The 17,008-nt window shown below is 66.6% G+C and carries 7 protein-coding genes; all 7 read left to right on the top strand.

What is annotated here, in order from left to right; translation table 11 throughout:
* Nucleotides 1-80 precede the first annotated feature (80 nt).
* The 7 genes from rpoB (at nucleotide 81) to ASF21_RS06020 (ending at nucleotide 16,568) form a co-directional block, all read left to right on the top strand.
* Complete coding sequence (gene rpoB / locus ASF21_RS05990; protein ID WP_055768045.1) at nucleotides 81-3,590, top strand: DNA-directed RNA polymerase subunit beta; 3,510 nt, start codon at nucleotides 81-83, stop codon at nucleotides 3,588-3,590.
* Nucleotides 3,591-3,764: 174 nt separating this feature from the next.
* A complete protein-coding gene (locus tag ASF21_RS05995) occupies nucleotides 3,765-7,658 on the top strand; it encodes a DNA-directed RNA polymerase subunit beta' (RefSeq protein WP_055768048.1) in 3,894 nt (1,297 codons plus the stop codon).
* Nucleotides 7,659-8,097: 439 nt separating this feature from the next.
* Nucleotides 8,098-8,472, top strand: a complete 375-nt coding sequence (gene rpsL, locus ASF21_RS06000) for a 30S ribosomal protein S12 (RefSeq protein ID WP_043440593.1) — start codon at nucleotides 8,098-8,100, stop codon at nucleotides 8,470-8,472.
* Nucleotide 8,473: 1 nt separating this feature from the next.
* Nucleotides 8,474-8,944 (top strand): 30S ribosomal protein S7, encoded by a 471-nt coding sequence (rpsG, locus tag ASF21_RS06005; protein ID WP_043440595.1) that lies wholly within the window; start codon nucleotides 8,474-8,476, stop codon nucleotides 8,942-8,944.
* Between the two features lie 86 nt (nucleotides 8,945-9,030).
* Nucleotides 9,031-11,145, top strand: a complete 2,115-nt coding sequence (gene fusA, locus ASF21_RS06010; RefSeq protein WP_055768051.1) for an elongation factor G — start codon at nucleotides 9,031-9,033, stop codon at nucleotides 11,143-11,145.
* Between the two features lie 199 nt (nucleotides 11,146-11,344).
* The gene (gene tuf / locus ASF21_RS06015) at nucleotides 11,345-12,535 is read left to right on the top strand and encodes an elongation factor Tu (RefSeq protein ID WP_055768056.1); all 1,191 of its coding nucleotides are present in this window, start codon (nucleotides 11,345-11,347) and stop codon (nucleotides 12,533-12,535) included.
* A gap of 154 nt (nucleotides 12,536-12,689) precedes the next feature.
* Entirely contained in the window at nucleotides 12,690-16,568 is a 3,879-nt protein-coding gene (locus tag ASF21_RS06020; protein WP_157365752.1) for a hypothetical protein, read from the top strand.
* Nucleotides 16,569-17,008 lie beyond the last annotated feature (440 nt).

Consider the following 17,008-nt stretch of genomic DNA (forward strand, 5'->3'; position numbering starts at 1 on the left):
TGAGATCCCCGCAGCATCCTGCGGTGGCGGTGCCGAGGCGAGGGCGCTGACAAGCCTGACGGTCTGTGGAAGGATCCCTCTTGGTCGCCCCGAGCACCTCTAATAATGCAACCGCTACCAGCCAGGTCGACGCCGACGGCGCCGCACCCCGGCTCTCATTCGCAAAGATTCACGAACCGCTGGACGTTCCCAATCTCCTTGCCCTGCAGACGGACAGTTTCGACTGGCTGATCGGGAACGAGCGCTGGAAGGCGCGCGTCGAGGAAGCACTGGAGAAGGGCCTGCAGGGTGTGGCCACGACCTCCGGTCTGGCCGACATCTTCGAAGAGATCTCCCCGATCGAGGACTTCCAGGGCACCATGTCCCTGAGCTTCTCCGAGCCGGAGTTCGCCGACCCCAAGTACACGATGGCCGAGTGCAAGGATCGCGACGCGACCTACTCCGCCCCGCTGTACGTCAAGGCCGAGTTCATGAACAACAACACGGGTGAGATCAAGCAGCAGACCGTGTTCATGGGTGACTTCCCCCTCATGACAGACAAGGGCACCTTCGTCATCAACGGCACGGAGCGCGTTGTCGTGTCGCAGCTCGTCCGTTCGCCGGGCGCCTACTTCGAGCGCACCGCCGACAAGACCAGTGACAAGGACATCTTCAGCGCGAAGATCATCCCGTCGCGCGGTGCCTGGTTCGAGCTCGAGATCGACAAGCGCGACCAGGTCGGCGTCCGCCTCGACCGCAAGCGCAAGCAGTCCGTCACCGTCCTGCTCAAGGCGCTCGGCTGGACCGAGGGCCAGATCCTGGAGGAGTTCGGCCAGTACGACTCCATCCGGGCCACCATGGAGAAGGACGCGACGGAGACCCGCGAGGACGCCCTCCTCGACATCTACCGCAAGCTGCGACCGGGCGAGCCCCCCACGGTCGAGGCTGCCCAGACCCTCCTGGACAACCTGTACTTCAACCCGAAGCGCTACGACCTCGCGAAGGTCGGCCGGTACAAGATCAACCGCAAGCTCGGGATCGACAAGGACCTCACGGACTCCGACGCCTCGGTGCTGAACATCGACGACATCGTCGCGATGATCAAGTTCCTGGTGGCCCTGCACGCCGGGGACAAGACCCTCGGCGGCAAGCGCGACGGCGGCGACGTGGAGCTCCGCGTCGAGGTCGACGACATCGACCACTTCGGCAACCGCCGGATCCGCGCCGTGGGCGAGCTCATCGAGAACCAGGTCCGCACCGGCCTGTCCCGCATGGAGCGCGTCGTCCGAGAGCGCATGACGACCCAGGACGTCGAGGCCATCACGCCGCAGACCCTGATCAACATCCGTCCCGTCGTGGCCGCGATCAAGGAGTTCTTCGGAACCTCCCAGCTGTCGCAGTTCATGGACCAGAACAACCCGCTCGCCGGCCTGACGCACAAGCGTCGCCTGTCCGCGCTGGGCCCTGGTGGTCTGTCCCGTGACCGCGCAGGCATGGAGGTCCGTGACGTCCACCCCTCGCACTACGGACGCATGTGCCCCATCGAGACCCCTGAAGGCCCGAACATCGGCCTCATCGGTTCGCTCGCCTCGTACGGCCGCATCAACGCGTTCGGCTTCATCGAGACCCCGTACCGCAAGGTCGTCGACGGCATCGTCACCGACCAGATCGACTACCTGACCGCGGACGACGAGGTGGAGCGCCTCATCGCCCAGGCGAACGCGCCCCTCGATGCGAACAGCACCTTCACCGAGGACATGGTCCTGGTGCGGACCCGTGGTGGTTCGGGCGAGCCCGTGCTCGTCACGCCCGACGAGGTCGAGTACATGGACGTCTCCCCGCGCCAGATGGTGTCCGTCGCAACCGCGATGATCCCGTTCCTGGAGCACGACGACGCCAACCGCGCCCTCATGGGCGCGAACATGCAGCGCCAGGCCGTGCCCCTGCTCCGCTCCGAGCGTCCCCTCGTGGGCACCGGAATGGAGAAGAACGCAGCCGTCGACGCCGGTGACGCCGTCACCGCGACGAAGGCCGGCGTCGTCAAGGAGGTGTCGGCCGACCTGGTCAGCATCCTCAACGACGACGGCACCGAGACGAACTACCCGATCATGAAGTTCGCCCGCTCCAACCAGGGCAACGCGTACAACCAGCGTGTCCTGGTCGCCGAGGGCGACCGCGTCGAGTTCAACACGATCATCGCGGACGGTCCGTCGACCGACCAGGGTGAGCTCGCGCTGGGCAAGAACATGCTCGTGGCATTCATGTCCTGGGAGGGTCACAACTTCGAGGACGCGATCATCCTGTCGCAGCGCATCGTCTCCGACGATGTCCTGACGTCGATCCACATCGAGGAGCACGAAGTCGATGCCCGCGACACCAAGCTCGGTGCCGAGGAGATCACGCGTGACATCCCGAACGTGTCCGAGGAAGTCCTCGGAGCGCTCGACGAGCGCGGCATCATCCACATCGGTGCCGAGGTCGAAGCAGGGGACATCCTCGTCGGCCGCGTCACACCCAAGGGCGAGACGGAACTGACCCCGGAGGAGCGCCTGCTGCGCGCCATCTTCGGCGAGAAGAGCCGTGAGGTCCGCGACACCTCCCTGAAGGTGCCCCACGGCGAGTCGGGCACGGTCATCGGTGTGCGCATCTTCGACCGCGACAACGACGACGAGCTGCCCCCGGGCGTCAACCAGCTGGTCCGCGTCTACGTGGCACAGAAGCGCAAGATCACGGACGGCGACAAGCTCGCCGGCCGCCACGGCAACAAGGGCGTCATCTCCAAGATCCTCCCGATCGAGGACATGCCGTTCATGGAGGACGGCACGCCCGTCGACATCGTCCTGAACCCGCTGGGTGTCCCGGGCCGCATGAACGTCGGCCAGGTCCTCGAGATCCACCTCGGCTGGGCAGCCAAGCAGGGCTGGAAGATCGAGGGTGACCCCGAGTGGATGAAGAATCTCCCGAACCTTCCCCGGGAGATCTCCTCGACCACCGTCGCGACCCCCGTGTTCGACGGCGCCACCGAGGACGAGATCGTCGGCCTGCTGGGCTCCACGAACGTCACGCGTGACGGACAGCGCCTCATCGGCGAGTCCGGCAAGGCGCGCCTGTTCGACGGCCGCTCCGGCGAGCCGTTCCCGGACCCGATCTCCGTCGGCTACATGTACATCCTGAAGCTTCACCACCTGGTGGACGACAAGATCCACGCCCGCTCGACGGGACCGTACTCGATGATCACGCAGCAGCCGCTGGGTGGTAAGGCGCAGTTCGGTGGCCAGCGCTTCGGTGAGATGGAAGTCTGGGCCCTCGAGGCCTACGGCGCGGCCTACACGCTTCAGGAACTCCTGACCATCAAGTCGGACGACATCCACGGACGCGTCAAGGTGTACGAGGCCATCGTCAAGGGCGAGAACATCCCCGAGCCGGGTGTCCCCGAGTCCTTCAAGGTGCTGATCAAGGAAATGCAGTCGCTCTGCCTGAACGTGGAAGTCCTTTCCACCGACGGTACGACGATCGAGATGCGTGACTCGGATGAAGAAGTCTTCCGGGCCGCGGAGGAACTGGGCATCGACCTCTCACGGGCCGAGCCGAGCTCTGTCGAGGAAGTCTAGGTTTCAGGACGCCGTACCGGCGTTCGAACGGGGCCAACGAAATTTCCGCGGCCGCGAGCGGCCTTGAAATATTGAAGGCCCCTTCCTCGAACACCGGTACGGCATCCGCCCGGCTTTCCGCCGCACCCCATAAGACTTCAAGAATTTAGAGAACAAAGAGAGAACAGGGACCCTATGTCCAGCGAATCCTCCTTCGGCCTCATGCGAATCGGCCTTGCCACCGCGGACGAAATCCGCGGTTGGTCCTACGGCGAGGTCAAGAAGCCGGAAACCATCAACTACCGCACGCTCAAGCCCGAGAAGGACGGCCTCTTCTGCGAGAAGATCTTCGGCCCTTCCCGTGACTGGGAGTGCTACTGCGGCAAGTACAAGCGCGTGCGCTTCAAGGGCATCATCTGCGAGCGCTGCGGCGTCGAGGTCACCCGCGCCAAGGTCCGTCGCGAGCGCATGGGCCACATCGAGCTCGCCGCTCCCGTCACCCACATCTGGTACTTCAAGGGCGTTCCCTCGCGCCTCGGCTACCTGCTGGACCTCGCTCCGAAGGACCTCGAGAAGGTCATCTACTTCGCTGCGTACATGATCACCTCGGTCGACGAGGAGAACCGCCACGCCGAGCTGCCCAACCTCCAGGCCGAGCACGACCTCGAGAAGAAGCAGATGACGGACCAGCGCGACTCCGACATCGCCGCGATCGCCAAGGACCTCGAGGACGAGCTCGCCCGCCTCGAGGGTGAGGGCGCCAAGGCTGCCGACAAGAAGAAGGCCCGCGACTCGGCCGACCGCCAGATGGCGAACGTCCGCAAGCGTGCGGACGCCGACATCGAGCGCCTCGTCCAGGTGTGGGAGCGCTTCAAGACCCTCAAGGTCGCCGACCTCGAGGGTGACGAAGGCCTGTACCGCGAGCTGCGCGACCGCTACGGACTGTACTTCGAGGGCTCCATGGGCGCCGAGGCGATCAAGAAGCGCCTCGAGAACTTCGACATGCCGGCCGAGGCCGAGATGCTGCGCGACATCATCCAGAACGGCAAGGGCCAGCGGAAGACGCGCGCCCTGAAGCGTCTCAAGGTGGTCAACGCCTTCCTGACGACGACGAACAGCCCCCTGGGCATGGTCCTCGACGCCGTTCCCGTGATCCCGCCGGAGCTGCGCCCGATGGTCCAGCTCGACGGTGGCCGCTTCGCGACGTCCGACCTCAACGACCTGTACCGCCGCGTCATCAACAGGAACAACCGCCTCAAGCGCCTGCTCGATCTCGGTGCCCCCGAGATCATCGTGAACAACGAGAAGCGCATGCTCCAGGAAGCGGTCGACTCCCTGTTCGACAACGGTCGTCGTGGCCGTCCGGTCACCGGACCGGGCAACCGTCCCCTGAAGTCCCTCTCGGACATGCTGAAGGGCAAGCAGGGTCGTTTCCGCCAGAACCTCCTCGGCAAGCGCGTCGACTACTCGGGCCGTTCGGTCATCGTCGTCGGCCCGCAGCTGAAGCTGCACCAGTGCGGTCTGCCCAAGCAGATGGCGCTGGAGCTCTTCAAGCCGTTCGTGATGAAGCGCCTGGTGGACCTCAACCACGCACAGAACATCAAGAGCGCCAAGCGCATGGTCGAGCGCTACCGCCCCCAGGTGTGGGACGTGCTCGAGGAGATCATCACCGAGCACCCCGTGCTGCTGAACCGTGCACCCACCCTGCACCGTCTCGGCATCCAGGCGTTCGAACCGCAGCTCGTCGAAGGCAAGGCACTCCAGCTCCACCCGCTGGTCTGTGGCGCCTTCAACGCGGACTTCGACGGCGACCAGATGGCAGTGCACCTGCCGCTGAGCCCCGAGGCCCAGGCCGAGGCACGCATCCTGATGCTCTCCTCGAACAACATCCTGAAGCCGTCCGACGGCCGTCCGGTCACCCTGCCCTCGCAGGACATGATCATCGGTCTGCACCACCTCACCACCAAGCGTGAGGGAAGTGCCGGCGAAGGACGCGTCTTCACGAGCGTCGCCGAGGCCATCATGGCGTTCGACATGGGCTCGCTCCACCTCAACTCGGTGGTCCGGATCCGCGTCGACGACTTCGTGCCGAGTGCGGACATCGCCGCTCCCGAGGGCTGGGAGCCGGGGACGCCTGCACTCATCGAGACGTCGCTCGGGCAGGTCCTGTTCAACGAGACCCTTCCCCTGGACTACCCGTGGGTGGAGAAGGTCGCCGACAAGGGCCAGCTCTCGACGATCGTCAACGATCTCGCGGAGCGGTACCCGAAGGTCGTCACGGCGGCGACGCTGGACAACCTGAAGGATGCCGGCTTCTACTGGGCCACGCGCTCGGGCGTCACCGTCGCCATCTCGGACATCTCCGCGCCGATCAACAAGGCCGGGATCATGGAGGGCTACGAGACGCAGGCCGCCAAGGTCCAGTCGCAGTTCGACAAGGGCCTCATCGCCGACGAGGAGCGCCGCCAGGAGCTCATCGACATCTGGAACAAGGCCACCAACGAGGTGGCCGCCTCGATGCGTGCCGCCATGCCGAAGGACAACACCATCAACCGCATGGTGTCCTCCGGTGCCCGTGGTAACTGGCTGCAGGTCCGTCAGATCGCCGGTATCCGTGGCCTCGTGGCAAACCCCAAGGGCGAGATCATCCCGCGTCCGATCAAGTCCTCGTACCGCGAGGGCCTGTCGGTCCTGGAGTACTTCATCGCCACCCACGGTGCCCGTAAGGGCCTCGCGGACACTGCGCTGCGGACAGCGAACTCGGGTTACCTGACCCGACGCCTCGTCGACGTCTCGCAGGACGTCATCGTCCGCGAGGACGACTGCGGTACGGAGCGTGGCCTGAAGGTCACGATCGCCGTGCCGAACGCCGACGGTGAGCTGGTGCTGCACGAGGAGGTCGAGAACTCGGCGTACGCCCGTACGCTGGCGACCGACGTCGTCGACGCCAAGGGCGCTGTCCTCGCTGCCGCGGGGTCGGACCTCGGGGACGTCGTCATCGGGGAGCTGTTCGAGGCCGGCATCACGGAGATCAAGGTCCGCTCGGTCCTGACCTGTGAGTCCAGCGTCGGTACCTGTGCCCTCTGCTACGGCCGCTCGCTCGCGACCGGCAAGACCGTGGACATCGGAGAGGCCGTCGGCATCATCGCGGCACAGTCCATCGGCGAGCCAGGTACGCAGCTGACCATGCGTACCTTCCACACCGGTGGTGTTGCCTCGGCCGAGGACATCACCCAGGGTCTGCCCCGTATCCAGGAGCTCTTCGAGGCGCGTACACCCAAGGGTGTCGCCCCGATCTCCGAGGTCGCCGGACGCGTCACCATCGAGGATGCCGAGAAGCAGCTTCGCCTGGTGGTCACGCCCGACGACGGGTCCGAGGAGATCGCGTACCCGGTCCTGCGCCGTGCACGCCTGCTGGTGTCGGACGGCGACCACGTCGAGGTCGGGCAGCAGCTCGTCTTCGGTGCTGTCGACCCGAAGCAGATCCTCCGGATCCTCGGCCCGCGCAAGGCCCAGGAATTCCTGGTGGACGAGGTCCAGCGCGTGTACCGCAGCCAGGGCGTCGGTATCCACGACAAGCATGTCGAGGTCATCGTCCGCCAGATGCTGCGTCGCGTCACCGTGATCGAGTCCGGCGAGTCGGACCTGCTCCCCGGTGAGCTGGCCGAGCGTCGCCGCTTCGAGGACGAGAACCGTCGCGTGGTGTCCGAGGGCAAGAAACCGGCCTCCGGCCGTCCCGAGCTCATGGGGATCACCAAGGCATCGCTCGCCACCGACTCGTGGCTGTCGGCCGCTTCCTTCCAGGAGACCACGCGTGTCCTCACGCAGGCCGCCATGGAAGGCAAGAGCGATCCGCTGCTCGGGCTCAAGGAGAACGTCATCATCGGTAAGCTCATCCCGGCCGGAACCGGCCTGGACCGCTACACGAAGGTCACGGTCGAGCCCACGGAGGAGGCCAAGGCGAACCTGTTCACCGGTCCGAGCGCGTTCAGCGACTTCGACTACGCCGGTGTCGAGGGCGGCTTGAGCCCCGAGTTCCACGCGATCCCGCTGGACGACTACGACATGGGCAACAGCGACTTCCGCTAGGACGTCGTCGTCACCGGGAGAACGATCCCGGTGACGCCCGGACCCCAGCCGCACTCCGCGGCCAGGGTCCTCAGGACAGGCCCCGGACCACACGGTCCGGGGCCTGTCCTGGTGTGGGAGGACCGAGCCGGAGGACGGGGAAGAGCCGGAGGGAACGGGGGAGCGCACGGGTCGCCGTCGGACCTCTGGTAGACTGGACGGTAATTGTTTGTGTGGCAGTGGATTGGCGTTGCGAAACGTATCTCCGTGTTGTACGTAAGTTGTACAGCGAATGCCACTTTTTCGCACGCCTACAGTCGTTCTGCGGCAGCTTGTCGGTCGGCGTCGCGCCAAACGACTGATCATCCCGGACTTCGGGTGGCACGGCCCCGAGAGGTGGCCGCCACCGCGGAGAAGGGCGACAGAGATCTCATCTTCAGACATTACGGAGAACACGAAAGTGCCTACGATTAACCAGCTGGTCCGCAAGGGCCGGACACCTAAGGTCTCCAAGACCAAGGCGCCCGCACTGAAGGGCAGCCCCATGAAGCGCGGCGTCTGCACCCGCGTCTACACGACCACCCCGAAGAAGCCGAACTCGGCGCTCCGCAAGGTGGCCCGCGTGCGCCTCAACGGCGGCATCGAAGTCACCGCCTACATCCCCGGTGTCGGTCACAACCTTCAGGAACACTCCATCGTGCTCGTGCGCGGCGGTCGTGTGAAGGACCTTCCCGGTGTCCGCTACAAGATCGTCCGTGGCGCGCTGGATACCCAGGGCGTCAAGAACCGCAAGCAGGCTCGCAGCCGCTACGGCGCAAAGATGGAGAAGAAGTAATATGCCACGTAAGGGCCCGGCCCCGAAGCGGCCGCTCGTTGTAGATCCCGTCTACGGCTCCCCCCTGGTCACGCAGCTGATCAACAAGGTGCTCGTCGACGGCAAGAAGTCCACCGCAGAGCGCATCGTGTACGGTGCCCTCGAAGGTGCCCGTGCCAAGTCCGGCGGCGACCCCGTCGCAGCGCTCAAGAAAGCCATGGACAACGTGAAGCCGACCCTCGAGGTCCGCTCACGCCGCGTCGGTGGTGCAACCTACCAGGTGCCCGTCGAGGTCAAGCCCGGTCGTTCGACCGCGCTGGCCCTGCGCTGGCTGGTCGGCTACTCCAAGGCCCGCCGCGAGAAGACGATGACCGAGCGCCTGCAGAACGAGATACTCGACGCGTCGAACGGTCTCGGTGCCGCAGTCAAGCGCCGCGAGGACACGCACAAGATGGCCGAGTCGAACAAGGCCTTCGCACACTACCGCTGGTAGCAGCACTGCCGGGCGGGTCGTGACCCCAGGGTCGCGATCCGGCCGGCGCTCCAGCTGAACTCCATTCTCGTCATAAGGGAGACACCGTGGCACAGGACGTGCTTACCGACCTCAACAAGGTCCGCAACATCGGCATCATGGCCCACATCGATGCCGGCAAGACCACTACTACCGAGCGCATCCTGTTCTACACGGGTGTCAACCACAAGATCGGCGAGACGCACGACGGCGCCTCCACCACCGACTGGATGGAACAGGAGAAGGAGCGCGGCATCACCATCACGTCTGCCGCCGTGACCTGCTTCTGGGAGAACAACCAGATCAACATCATCGACACCCCCGGACACGTCGACTTCACCGTCGAGGTGGAGCGTTCGCTCCGCGTGCTCGACGGCGCCGTCGCGGTGTTCGACGGCAAGGAGGGCGTCGAGCCCCAGTCCGAGACCGTCTGGCGCCAGGCCGACAAGTACGAAGTCCCCCGCATCTGCTTCGTCAACAAGATGGACAAGCTCGGCGCGGACTTCTACTTCACCGTGGACACGATCATCAGCCGCCTCGGCGCCAAGCCGCTCGTGCTGCAGCTCCCCATCGGAGCCGAGAACGACTTCGTGGGCGTCGTCGACCTGCTCTACATGCGTGCTCTCGTGTGGCCCGGTGACTCCAAGGGTGACGTGACGATGGGTGCCAAGTACGAGATCCAGGAGATCCCCGCGGATCTCAAGGAGAAGGCCGAGGAGTACCGCGCGGCCCTCGTCGAGACCGTCGCCGAGTCCTCGGACGAGCTCATGAACAAGTACCTCGAAGGCGAAGAGATCTCCGTCGAGGAACTCAAGGCCGGCATCCGCAAGATGACGATCAACTCCGAGCTCTACCCCATCCTGTGTGGCTCCGCGTTCAAGAACCGCGGCGTGCAGCCGATGCTCGATGCTGTCATCGACTACCTGCCCTCACCGCTGGATGTCCCCCCGATGATCGGACACGATCCCCGGAACGAAGAGGTCGAGCTGACGCGCAAGCCGAGCACCGAGGAGCCGTTCTCGGCCCTCGCGTTCAAAGTCGCCACGCACCCGTTCTTCGGACAGCTGACCTTCATCCGCGTCTACTCCGGGCACGTCACCGCCGGCACGCAGCTGGTGAACTCCACCAAGAGCAAGAAGGAGCGCATCGGGAAGCTCTTCCAGATGCACGCCAACAAGGAGATCCCCGTCGAAGAGGCTTCGGCCGGGCACATCTACGCGGCGATCGGGCTGAAGGACACCACCACCGGTGACACCCTCTCCGACTCGTCGAACCAGATCGTGCTCGAATCGATGAGCTTCCCGGCACCCGTGATCTCGGTGGCCATCGAACCGAAGACGAAGGGTGACCAGGAGAAGCTCTCGACGGCCATCCAGAAGCTCTCGGCCGAGGACCCGACGTTCCAGGTGTCCCTCAACGAGGACACCGGGCAGACGATCATCGCCGGCATGGGCGAGCTCCACCTGGACATCCTGGTGGACCGCATGCGCCGCGAGTTCCGCGTGGAGGCCAACGTGGGCAAGCCCCAGGTCGCCTACCGCGAGACCATCCGCAGCAAGGTCGCCAAGCACGACTACACCCACAAGAAGCAGACGGGTGGCTCGGGTCAGTTCGCGAAGATCCAGATCGCGATCGAGCCGATGGAGGTCGAGGAGGGTGTCATGTACGCCTTCGACAACAAGGTGACCGGTGGCCGCGTGCCGCGCGAGTACATCCCGAGTGTCGACGCCGGCATCCAGGATGCGCTGAACGACGGCGTGCTCGCCGGCTACCCGGTGGTCGGGATCAAGGCGACGCTCCTCGACGGCGCGTACCACGACGTCGACTCCTCGGAGATGGCGTTCAAGATCGCCGGTCGTATGGCGTTCAAGGAAGCCGCGCGCATGGCCAAGCCCGTTCTGCTCGAGCCGCTGATGGAGGTCGAGGTCCGCACCCCTGAGGAATACATGGGTGAAGTCATCGGTGACCTCAACTCCCGCCGTGGCCAGATGCAGTCGATGGAGGACGCCAGTGGCGTCAAGGTCATCACCGCTCACGTGCCCCTCTCGGGCATGTTCGGATACATCGGTGACCTCCGGTCGAAGACCCAGGGCCGTGCCGTCTACTCGATGAAGTTCGACAGCTACTCGGAGGTCCCGAAGGCAGTGGCCGACGAGATCATCCAGAAGACGCGCGGCGAGTAACACCCGGAGACGGGAACCACGGAGAGCGGGGCGGCCTGCCACAGGCAGCCTGACCCGCTCTCCCGCGGCCGGACCACGCGGTCCCGGCAGCAACCAGCAATTTCATCAAAACCAAAAGCCCCCAGTAGACTTGCATGAGTTTCAGCCGCGAACAGCGTGGCTGGGAAGCAATTCTTCTCAAACGTTCTAGGAGGAACCCGTGGCGAAGGCAAAGTTCGAGCGGACTAAGCCGCACGTTAACATCGGCACCATCGGTCACGTCGACCATGGAAAGACCACGTTGACGGCTGCCATTTCGAAGGTGCTGTACGACAAGTACCCCACTCTCAACGAGCAGCGTGACTTCGCGTCGATCGACTCGGCTCCCGAGGAGAAGCAGCGCGGCATCACGATCAACATCTCGCACGTCGAGTACCAGACCGAGAAGCGCCACTACGCACACGTAGACGCCCCCGGCCACGCCGACTACATCAAGAACATGATCACCGGTGCTGCGCAGATGGACGGTGCGATCCTGGTCGTCGCCGCCACTGACGGCCCGATGGCGCAGACCCGCGAGCACGTCCTGCTCGCACGCCAGGTCGGCGTCCCCTACCTGCTGGTCGCGCTCAACAAGTCCGACATGGTCGACGACGAGGAACTCCTCGATCTCGTCGAGATGGAGGTGCGTGAGCTCCTCAGCTCGCAGGGCTTCGACGGTGACGACGCTCCTGTCGTCCGCGTCTCCGGCCTGAAGGCCCTCGAAGGCGACGCCGAGTGGGTCAAGTCCGTCGAGGACCTCATGGAAGCCGTTGACAACAACGTTCCTGACCCCGTGCGTGACAAGGACAAGCCGTTCCTCATGCCCGTCGAGGACGTCTTCACGATCACCGGTCGTGGAACCGTCGTCACGGGCCGCGCCGAGCGTGGAACCCTCGCCATCAACTCCGAGGTCGAGATCGTCGGTATCCGTCCGGTCCAGAAGACCACGGTCACCGGTATCGAGATGTTCCACAAGCAGCTCGACGAGGCATGGGCCGGCGAGAACTGTGGCCTCCTGCTCCGCGGCATCAAGCGTGAGGACGTCGAGCGCGGCCAGGTCATCGTGAAGCCGGGTTCCATCACCCCGCACACCGACTTCGAGGCCAACGTCTACATCCTGGCGAAGGACGAAGGCGGGCGTCACAACCCGTTCTACTCGAACTACCGCCCGCAGTTCTACTTCCGCACCACGGACGTGACCGGCGTCATCACCCTCCCCGAGGGCACCGAGATGGTCATGCCCGGCGACAACACCGAAATGACGGTCGAGCTCATCCAGCCGATCGCCATGGAAGAGGGCCTCGGCTTCGCGATCCGCGAAGGCGGCCGTACCGTCGGTTCGGGACGTGTCACGAAGATCATGAAGTAACACCGTTCCACCGGAGACCGGCTTGCGCCGGTGATCCACGAAGGGCCCCCGCTGTCTCGACAGCGGGGGCCCTTCGGCGTTCCGGGCGGGACAGACCCCTACACTTGCCGGAGGACGCACAGGCGTGGGTCCGAAGTGGGGGAGTGCAGTGGGTGTGATCCTTGTCCTGGTCCTGGTGGTGTTCCTCGGCGCGTTCGTCGGCGTCGGCTGGTTACTCGGCGCACGGAGCGCACGTCGGGCGGGAAGCTGGCCGCGGGATGTACCGCCGCCGGCCGTCGTGTACGGGGAGGGCTTCGAGGCCGGCTACCGGGCGGCCCAGGAGGCTCAGGCTCCCCTCGGAGCGGAGGGAGGCCCCGGAGCGTCGGGCCGTCCGCTGCAGGCCTGGTCACCAGCGCCCGCGCCTCCTCGGACCGGGTCGTCGTCGACCGTCCCGACCGTCCCGACCGTCCCGACCGTCCCGACCGTCCCGACCCCGACCGGGCAGGCCTCGCCGACCGGGCCGCCCGCGGCGTCCGCGCCGCCCGCTCCGGCTCTGACCGGACGGCCCGCTCCGCTCGGACCACCCGCGCCGCCGTCCACCGTAGACCTGGCAGCAGCGAAAGCCGCGCGGGACCTGCGCACGATCAACATCGCGCTGTACTCGGCAAGCCTCCTGCTCGTCGCTGCAGGAGGACTGTTCATCGGGGCCGCGGTGCCGGGTCCGGCACGCGCCGTGACGATCTGTGCAGTCGTCGCGCTGTTCTACGTCGGCGGCCTGATCCTCCACGCCCGGTTACCCCGATTGCGTCCCGCTGCAGTGGCGTTCGCGGGCACCGGGCTCGCCCTGCTGCCGGTGGCTGGTGTGCTGTTCGGTGTCCTGACCGACGAGGGGCCCCTGGCCTGGTTCGGCACGGCACTGATCGGGACCGCCGCCTACCTCCTCGCCGCCGTCCGCCTCCAGAGCCGGGTGGTCGCCTACCTGAGCATCCCGTTCCTCCTGTCGATCGCGTTGTCCTCGGTGTCGCTGATCGGCGGCGCGCTCATCTGGTACTTCACCTGCTCCATCGGTGTGGCGGCGCTGCTCGCCGTGCTGGCTCATCCGGCTCCCCGGTGGATGCCCGAGGTACTCACGCGCGCGGTGCTCGACGCGCACCGTGTCCTGACACCGTTGGCCCTCGGTGCATCCCTCCTGCTCGGCAGTCTTCTGGCGCCGGGTGAGCGTGCACTCCTGTGGGTCGTCGCGGCCGTCCACTACGCCGCCCTTCTGGTGTTCGTCCCTGTGTCGAAGACCGTGCACTTCTACGCGACGCGTCTGATCGCGACACTGGCAGCCGTCCTCATCCTGGCGGCGCTGGACCTGCCCTTCCTCTGGGCCGTCATGGTCCTGGCGCTCTGCCTCGCCGTGCAGGTGGCCGGAGCCCTTGTGCTTGCAGCACCACTGCGTCGTCTCCTCACCCCGGGTGCGCGACCGTCCCCGGTCCCGCCCGGCGCGGGCCCAGGGGGAGCCGACACCGCCGCAGGCCCGGCCCCGACCACCTCGGTCGGCGGAGAGGTCGACCCGCAAGAGCGCGCGCAGGCCCGGTACCGCCGGGATGTCCTGGTGACCTTCGCACTCACCGCCCTGGCGGCCGCCGTCGTGGCGTCCCCGCTCCGGGGCGACGGACCCGACGGCCCCGATGTCCTGGTTCCCGTGCTCCTCGTGCTGGCCCTCGGCCTGTGGATCGCTGTGCGCTTCGGGGGAGCGGCGGAGGTGCTGGTGCTGCCGGGCGTCCTGCTCGCGGTGATCGCGCCGGGCGAGTCGCCGTGGCGCGCCGAGCTGGTACTGGCACTGTCCATCGGATACTTCCTACTCAGGGCGCGAGCTTCAATGCCCGTGCTGCGCGAGCGTTTCCTCCTCGCCGCACGGGCGGGCGGCGTCCTCCTGCTGCCGGTGGCGGTGATGGTCCACCTGCGCACGCTGGAGCTTCCCGACGCCCGACTGGGGGAGCTCGCCCTCCTCGCCGTGGTCCTGGGGGCGGTCGCGAACCACCTGGCCGAGGTGGTGCGGATCCGTGCAATCCGTGCAACCCCGTACAGCCCGTGGGTCATCTGCACCTCGAGTATCGTCTCGCTCGTGGCAGCGCTCGTCGCCGCGGCGGATTCAGGAGTAGGACCGGTCACCGCGATCGCCATCTGGACCACCGTCGCCGGCGGCCTCCTGACGACGCTCCTGCTGCCGCTCGTGGGGGAGAGCACGTCGACGCAGCCGACCAGGGGACCGGTCACCCAGCAGCGTGGACCGCGGGCCCCGCGCCCGGTGCTGCAGGGGTGGTACGTCGAGGCGGCCGGTCCGGTCTCCCTGATCGTTGCGGCATGTGCGTGCGCCGCCGCGGGCTTCGGGTACCGCACCTTCGAGGTCCTGCTCGCGTGCGCCGTCGTGCATGGTGGTTTGACGGCACGTCGTGCCATCGATCACCGGCGCCGCGGTGCCTATCTGCTCGCGGCGCAGATCGCCTTCACCGTGCTCTCCGCACTCGTGTCCAGGGATCTGGACCTCACCGTGCACGGCGTACTGACCGTCGTGGCCGTCGGCATAGCACTGCAGGAGATCGTCCGCGTGATCATCCGACGGCGCCTCCGTGACCTCGGTCTGCAAGCGTCGTCGGCCTGGCTGAGCACCGCGGCACTGGCAGCACTGCCCCTGGCGTACTCGGTGCTGGCGGGTCCGACAGTCCAGCTCGGGGTCATCGTGGTGCATCTGGCTCTGCTGCTGGTCGTCTCCGTCATCCTGTTCACCGTCCAGCACAGGACGGCTGCCGCCTACCCTGCCCTGTACGCGCTGGCTGCCTCGATCGCCGTCCTGGCGGGTGGGCTGGAAACAGCACCGCAGGGATGGCTGCCCCGCGCGCCCCTGGCGATGTGGGGCGGAGCGCTGCTGGCGGCTGCCTTGCTCCTCGCCCTCGTCGTCGTGGGGGTGCGTTCCGGGGAGGAACGCCGAAGGCTCCCCCTCCGGGTGGGAGCGGGACTCTTCGCCCTCGAGGCAGGCCTCTTCTCGTTCGCGGATGGCGGCTGGGACCGGGTCATCGTCGCGGCGGCCGTCGCCGGCGCCCTCTTCGCCTTCTCGCGCGTCGACCGCCTCCCCTGGCTCGACGGGATTGCCGCCCTCGCGGTCATCGTCCTCTCCGCGGCCTTCATCCAGGAAGTCACGCTGGACATGGGGGGTCCAGCCGGATCAGCCGTGATGCAACTGCTGGTCGGCGCAGTCCTGGCAGCAGGCCTCCTGTACCTCGCCCGGGATCTGCTGGCCATGGATGATCACGGCGAGCTCCGCTACCGGATCCTCGGTTCGACGGCGCTCTGCTGGGCTGCCGTGGCCTCGCTGGTCGCTACGGTGCCCCATCAGGAAGCCATTGCCGGGTCGGTGGTCCTCGGAGTGGTGGCTGTCCTGGCGGTGCGCGAGGTGCCGGCGCCACGGCGGCCGGTCGCCGCGGAACTGGCGTTCCTGGTACTCGTCGCCGCGGCGCAGCGCATCACCTGGGCGGTGTCGGGCGGCATCACCTTCTTCTGGGCGGCGCAGTGGTGGGTGGTCGCCCTCGCGGTTCTCGCCGCCTACTCGTTCCTGCGCGGCAGCGCCCGGCGCGGGCCGGTCTGGCTGTCCGCAGGGGCCGTCGTGCTCTCCGGGACCGCACTGCTGACCATCACCGGCGGAACCGCGGGTGCGCAGGTCTGGGCACTCTGCGGTCACGTGCTGCTCCTGGCGGCGGGTGTCGCGCTGTCCCGCCGGCTCTTCAGCATCTGGGGAGCCGTCGGAATAGTCCTCGCCCTGCTGTGGTTCCTGCGGGGGTACACCTTCCTGCTGCTCACCGTCGCAGCGCTCGCGCTGCTCGCCTTCGCGGTCTGGAAGCTCAACAGCCAGACGCGGGGGAGCGAGGCCACCGCTCCTGTCCAGCCCGGGCCACCCGAGGTCCCGGCATGGGATGACGGTGGCGAGGGTCCGGCGCGGCCGGGCGGCGGGCAGGCCGCACCGGACGCCGTGCAGCCGGCCGGCAGGCCGGGCCGGGAGCCCCAAGCGTGACGGGCCGGTGTCCGTCCCGTCCTGATCCTTGCAGCATGGTCCGCGCCTCGCTCGCGCCCTCCCTCACCGTCCGGGCACGATGCGGGTGTGCCGGATCACGGTGCGGCACTTCCCCGCCGGTTCGCAATCATCCCGGCGATCTGCGACACTAGATAAGTTGTTCAAGCGCCAGCGTGCGCGGTCTGAGACCTCATCCCGGTCAGGATAATGCCTGATGCAGGGGTCAGATCCACCGTTCGGTATGGCCCAAAGATAAAATCCACCCCGTTCGGCTCGTCCGGAACAGCGGACCGTGTGTGTCAAAGAAGTGCGACACGCCCGAGCGCGGGGGTCGGAGTCCCGGCAGGGTGAGGAACCCGGATCCATCCGGATTCAGTCTGTTCGGGGAGCGTCGCGCAACGGACGCAGGAAATGTACGTACGTACCGGAACTGCCCAGGC

It is taken from the genome of Arthrobacter sp. Leaf234, from assembly GCF_001422665.1.
In the GTDB taxonomy this organism is placed as follows: domain Bacteria; phylum Actinomycetota; class Actinomycetes; order Actinomycetales; family Micrococcaceae; genus Arthrobacter_D.

Excerpts from the sequence above, each read along its gene's own strand:
- ASF21_RS05995 (WP_055768048.1), top strand. The coding sequence starts at position 3,765 with ATGTCCAGCGAATCCTCCTTCGGCCTCATGCGAATCGGCCTTGCCACC.
- rpsG (WP_043440595.1), top strand. The coding sequence starts at position 8,474 with ATGCCACGTAAGGGCCCGGCCCCGAAGCGGCCGCTCGTTGTAGATCCC.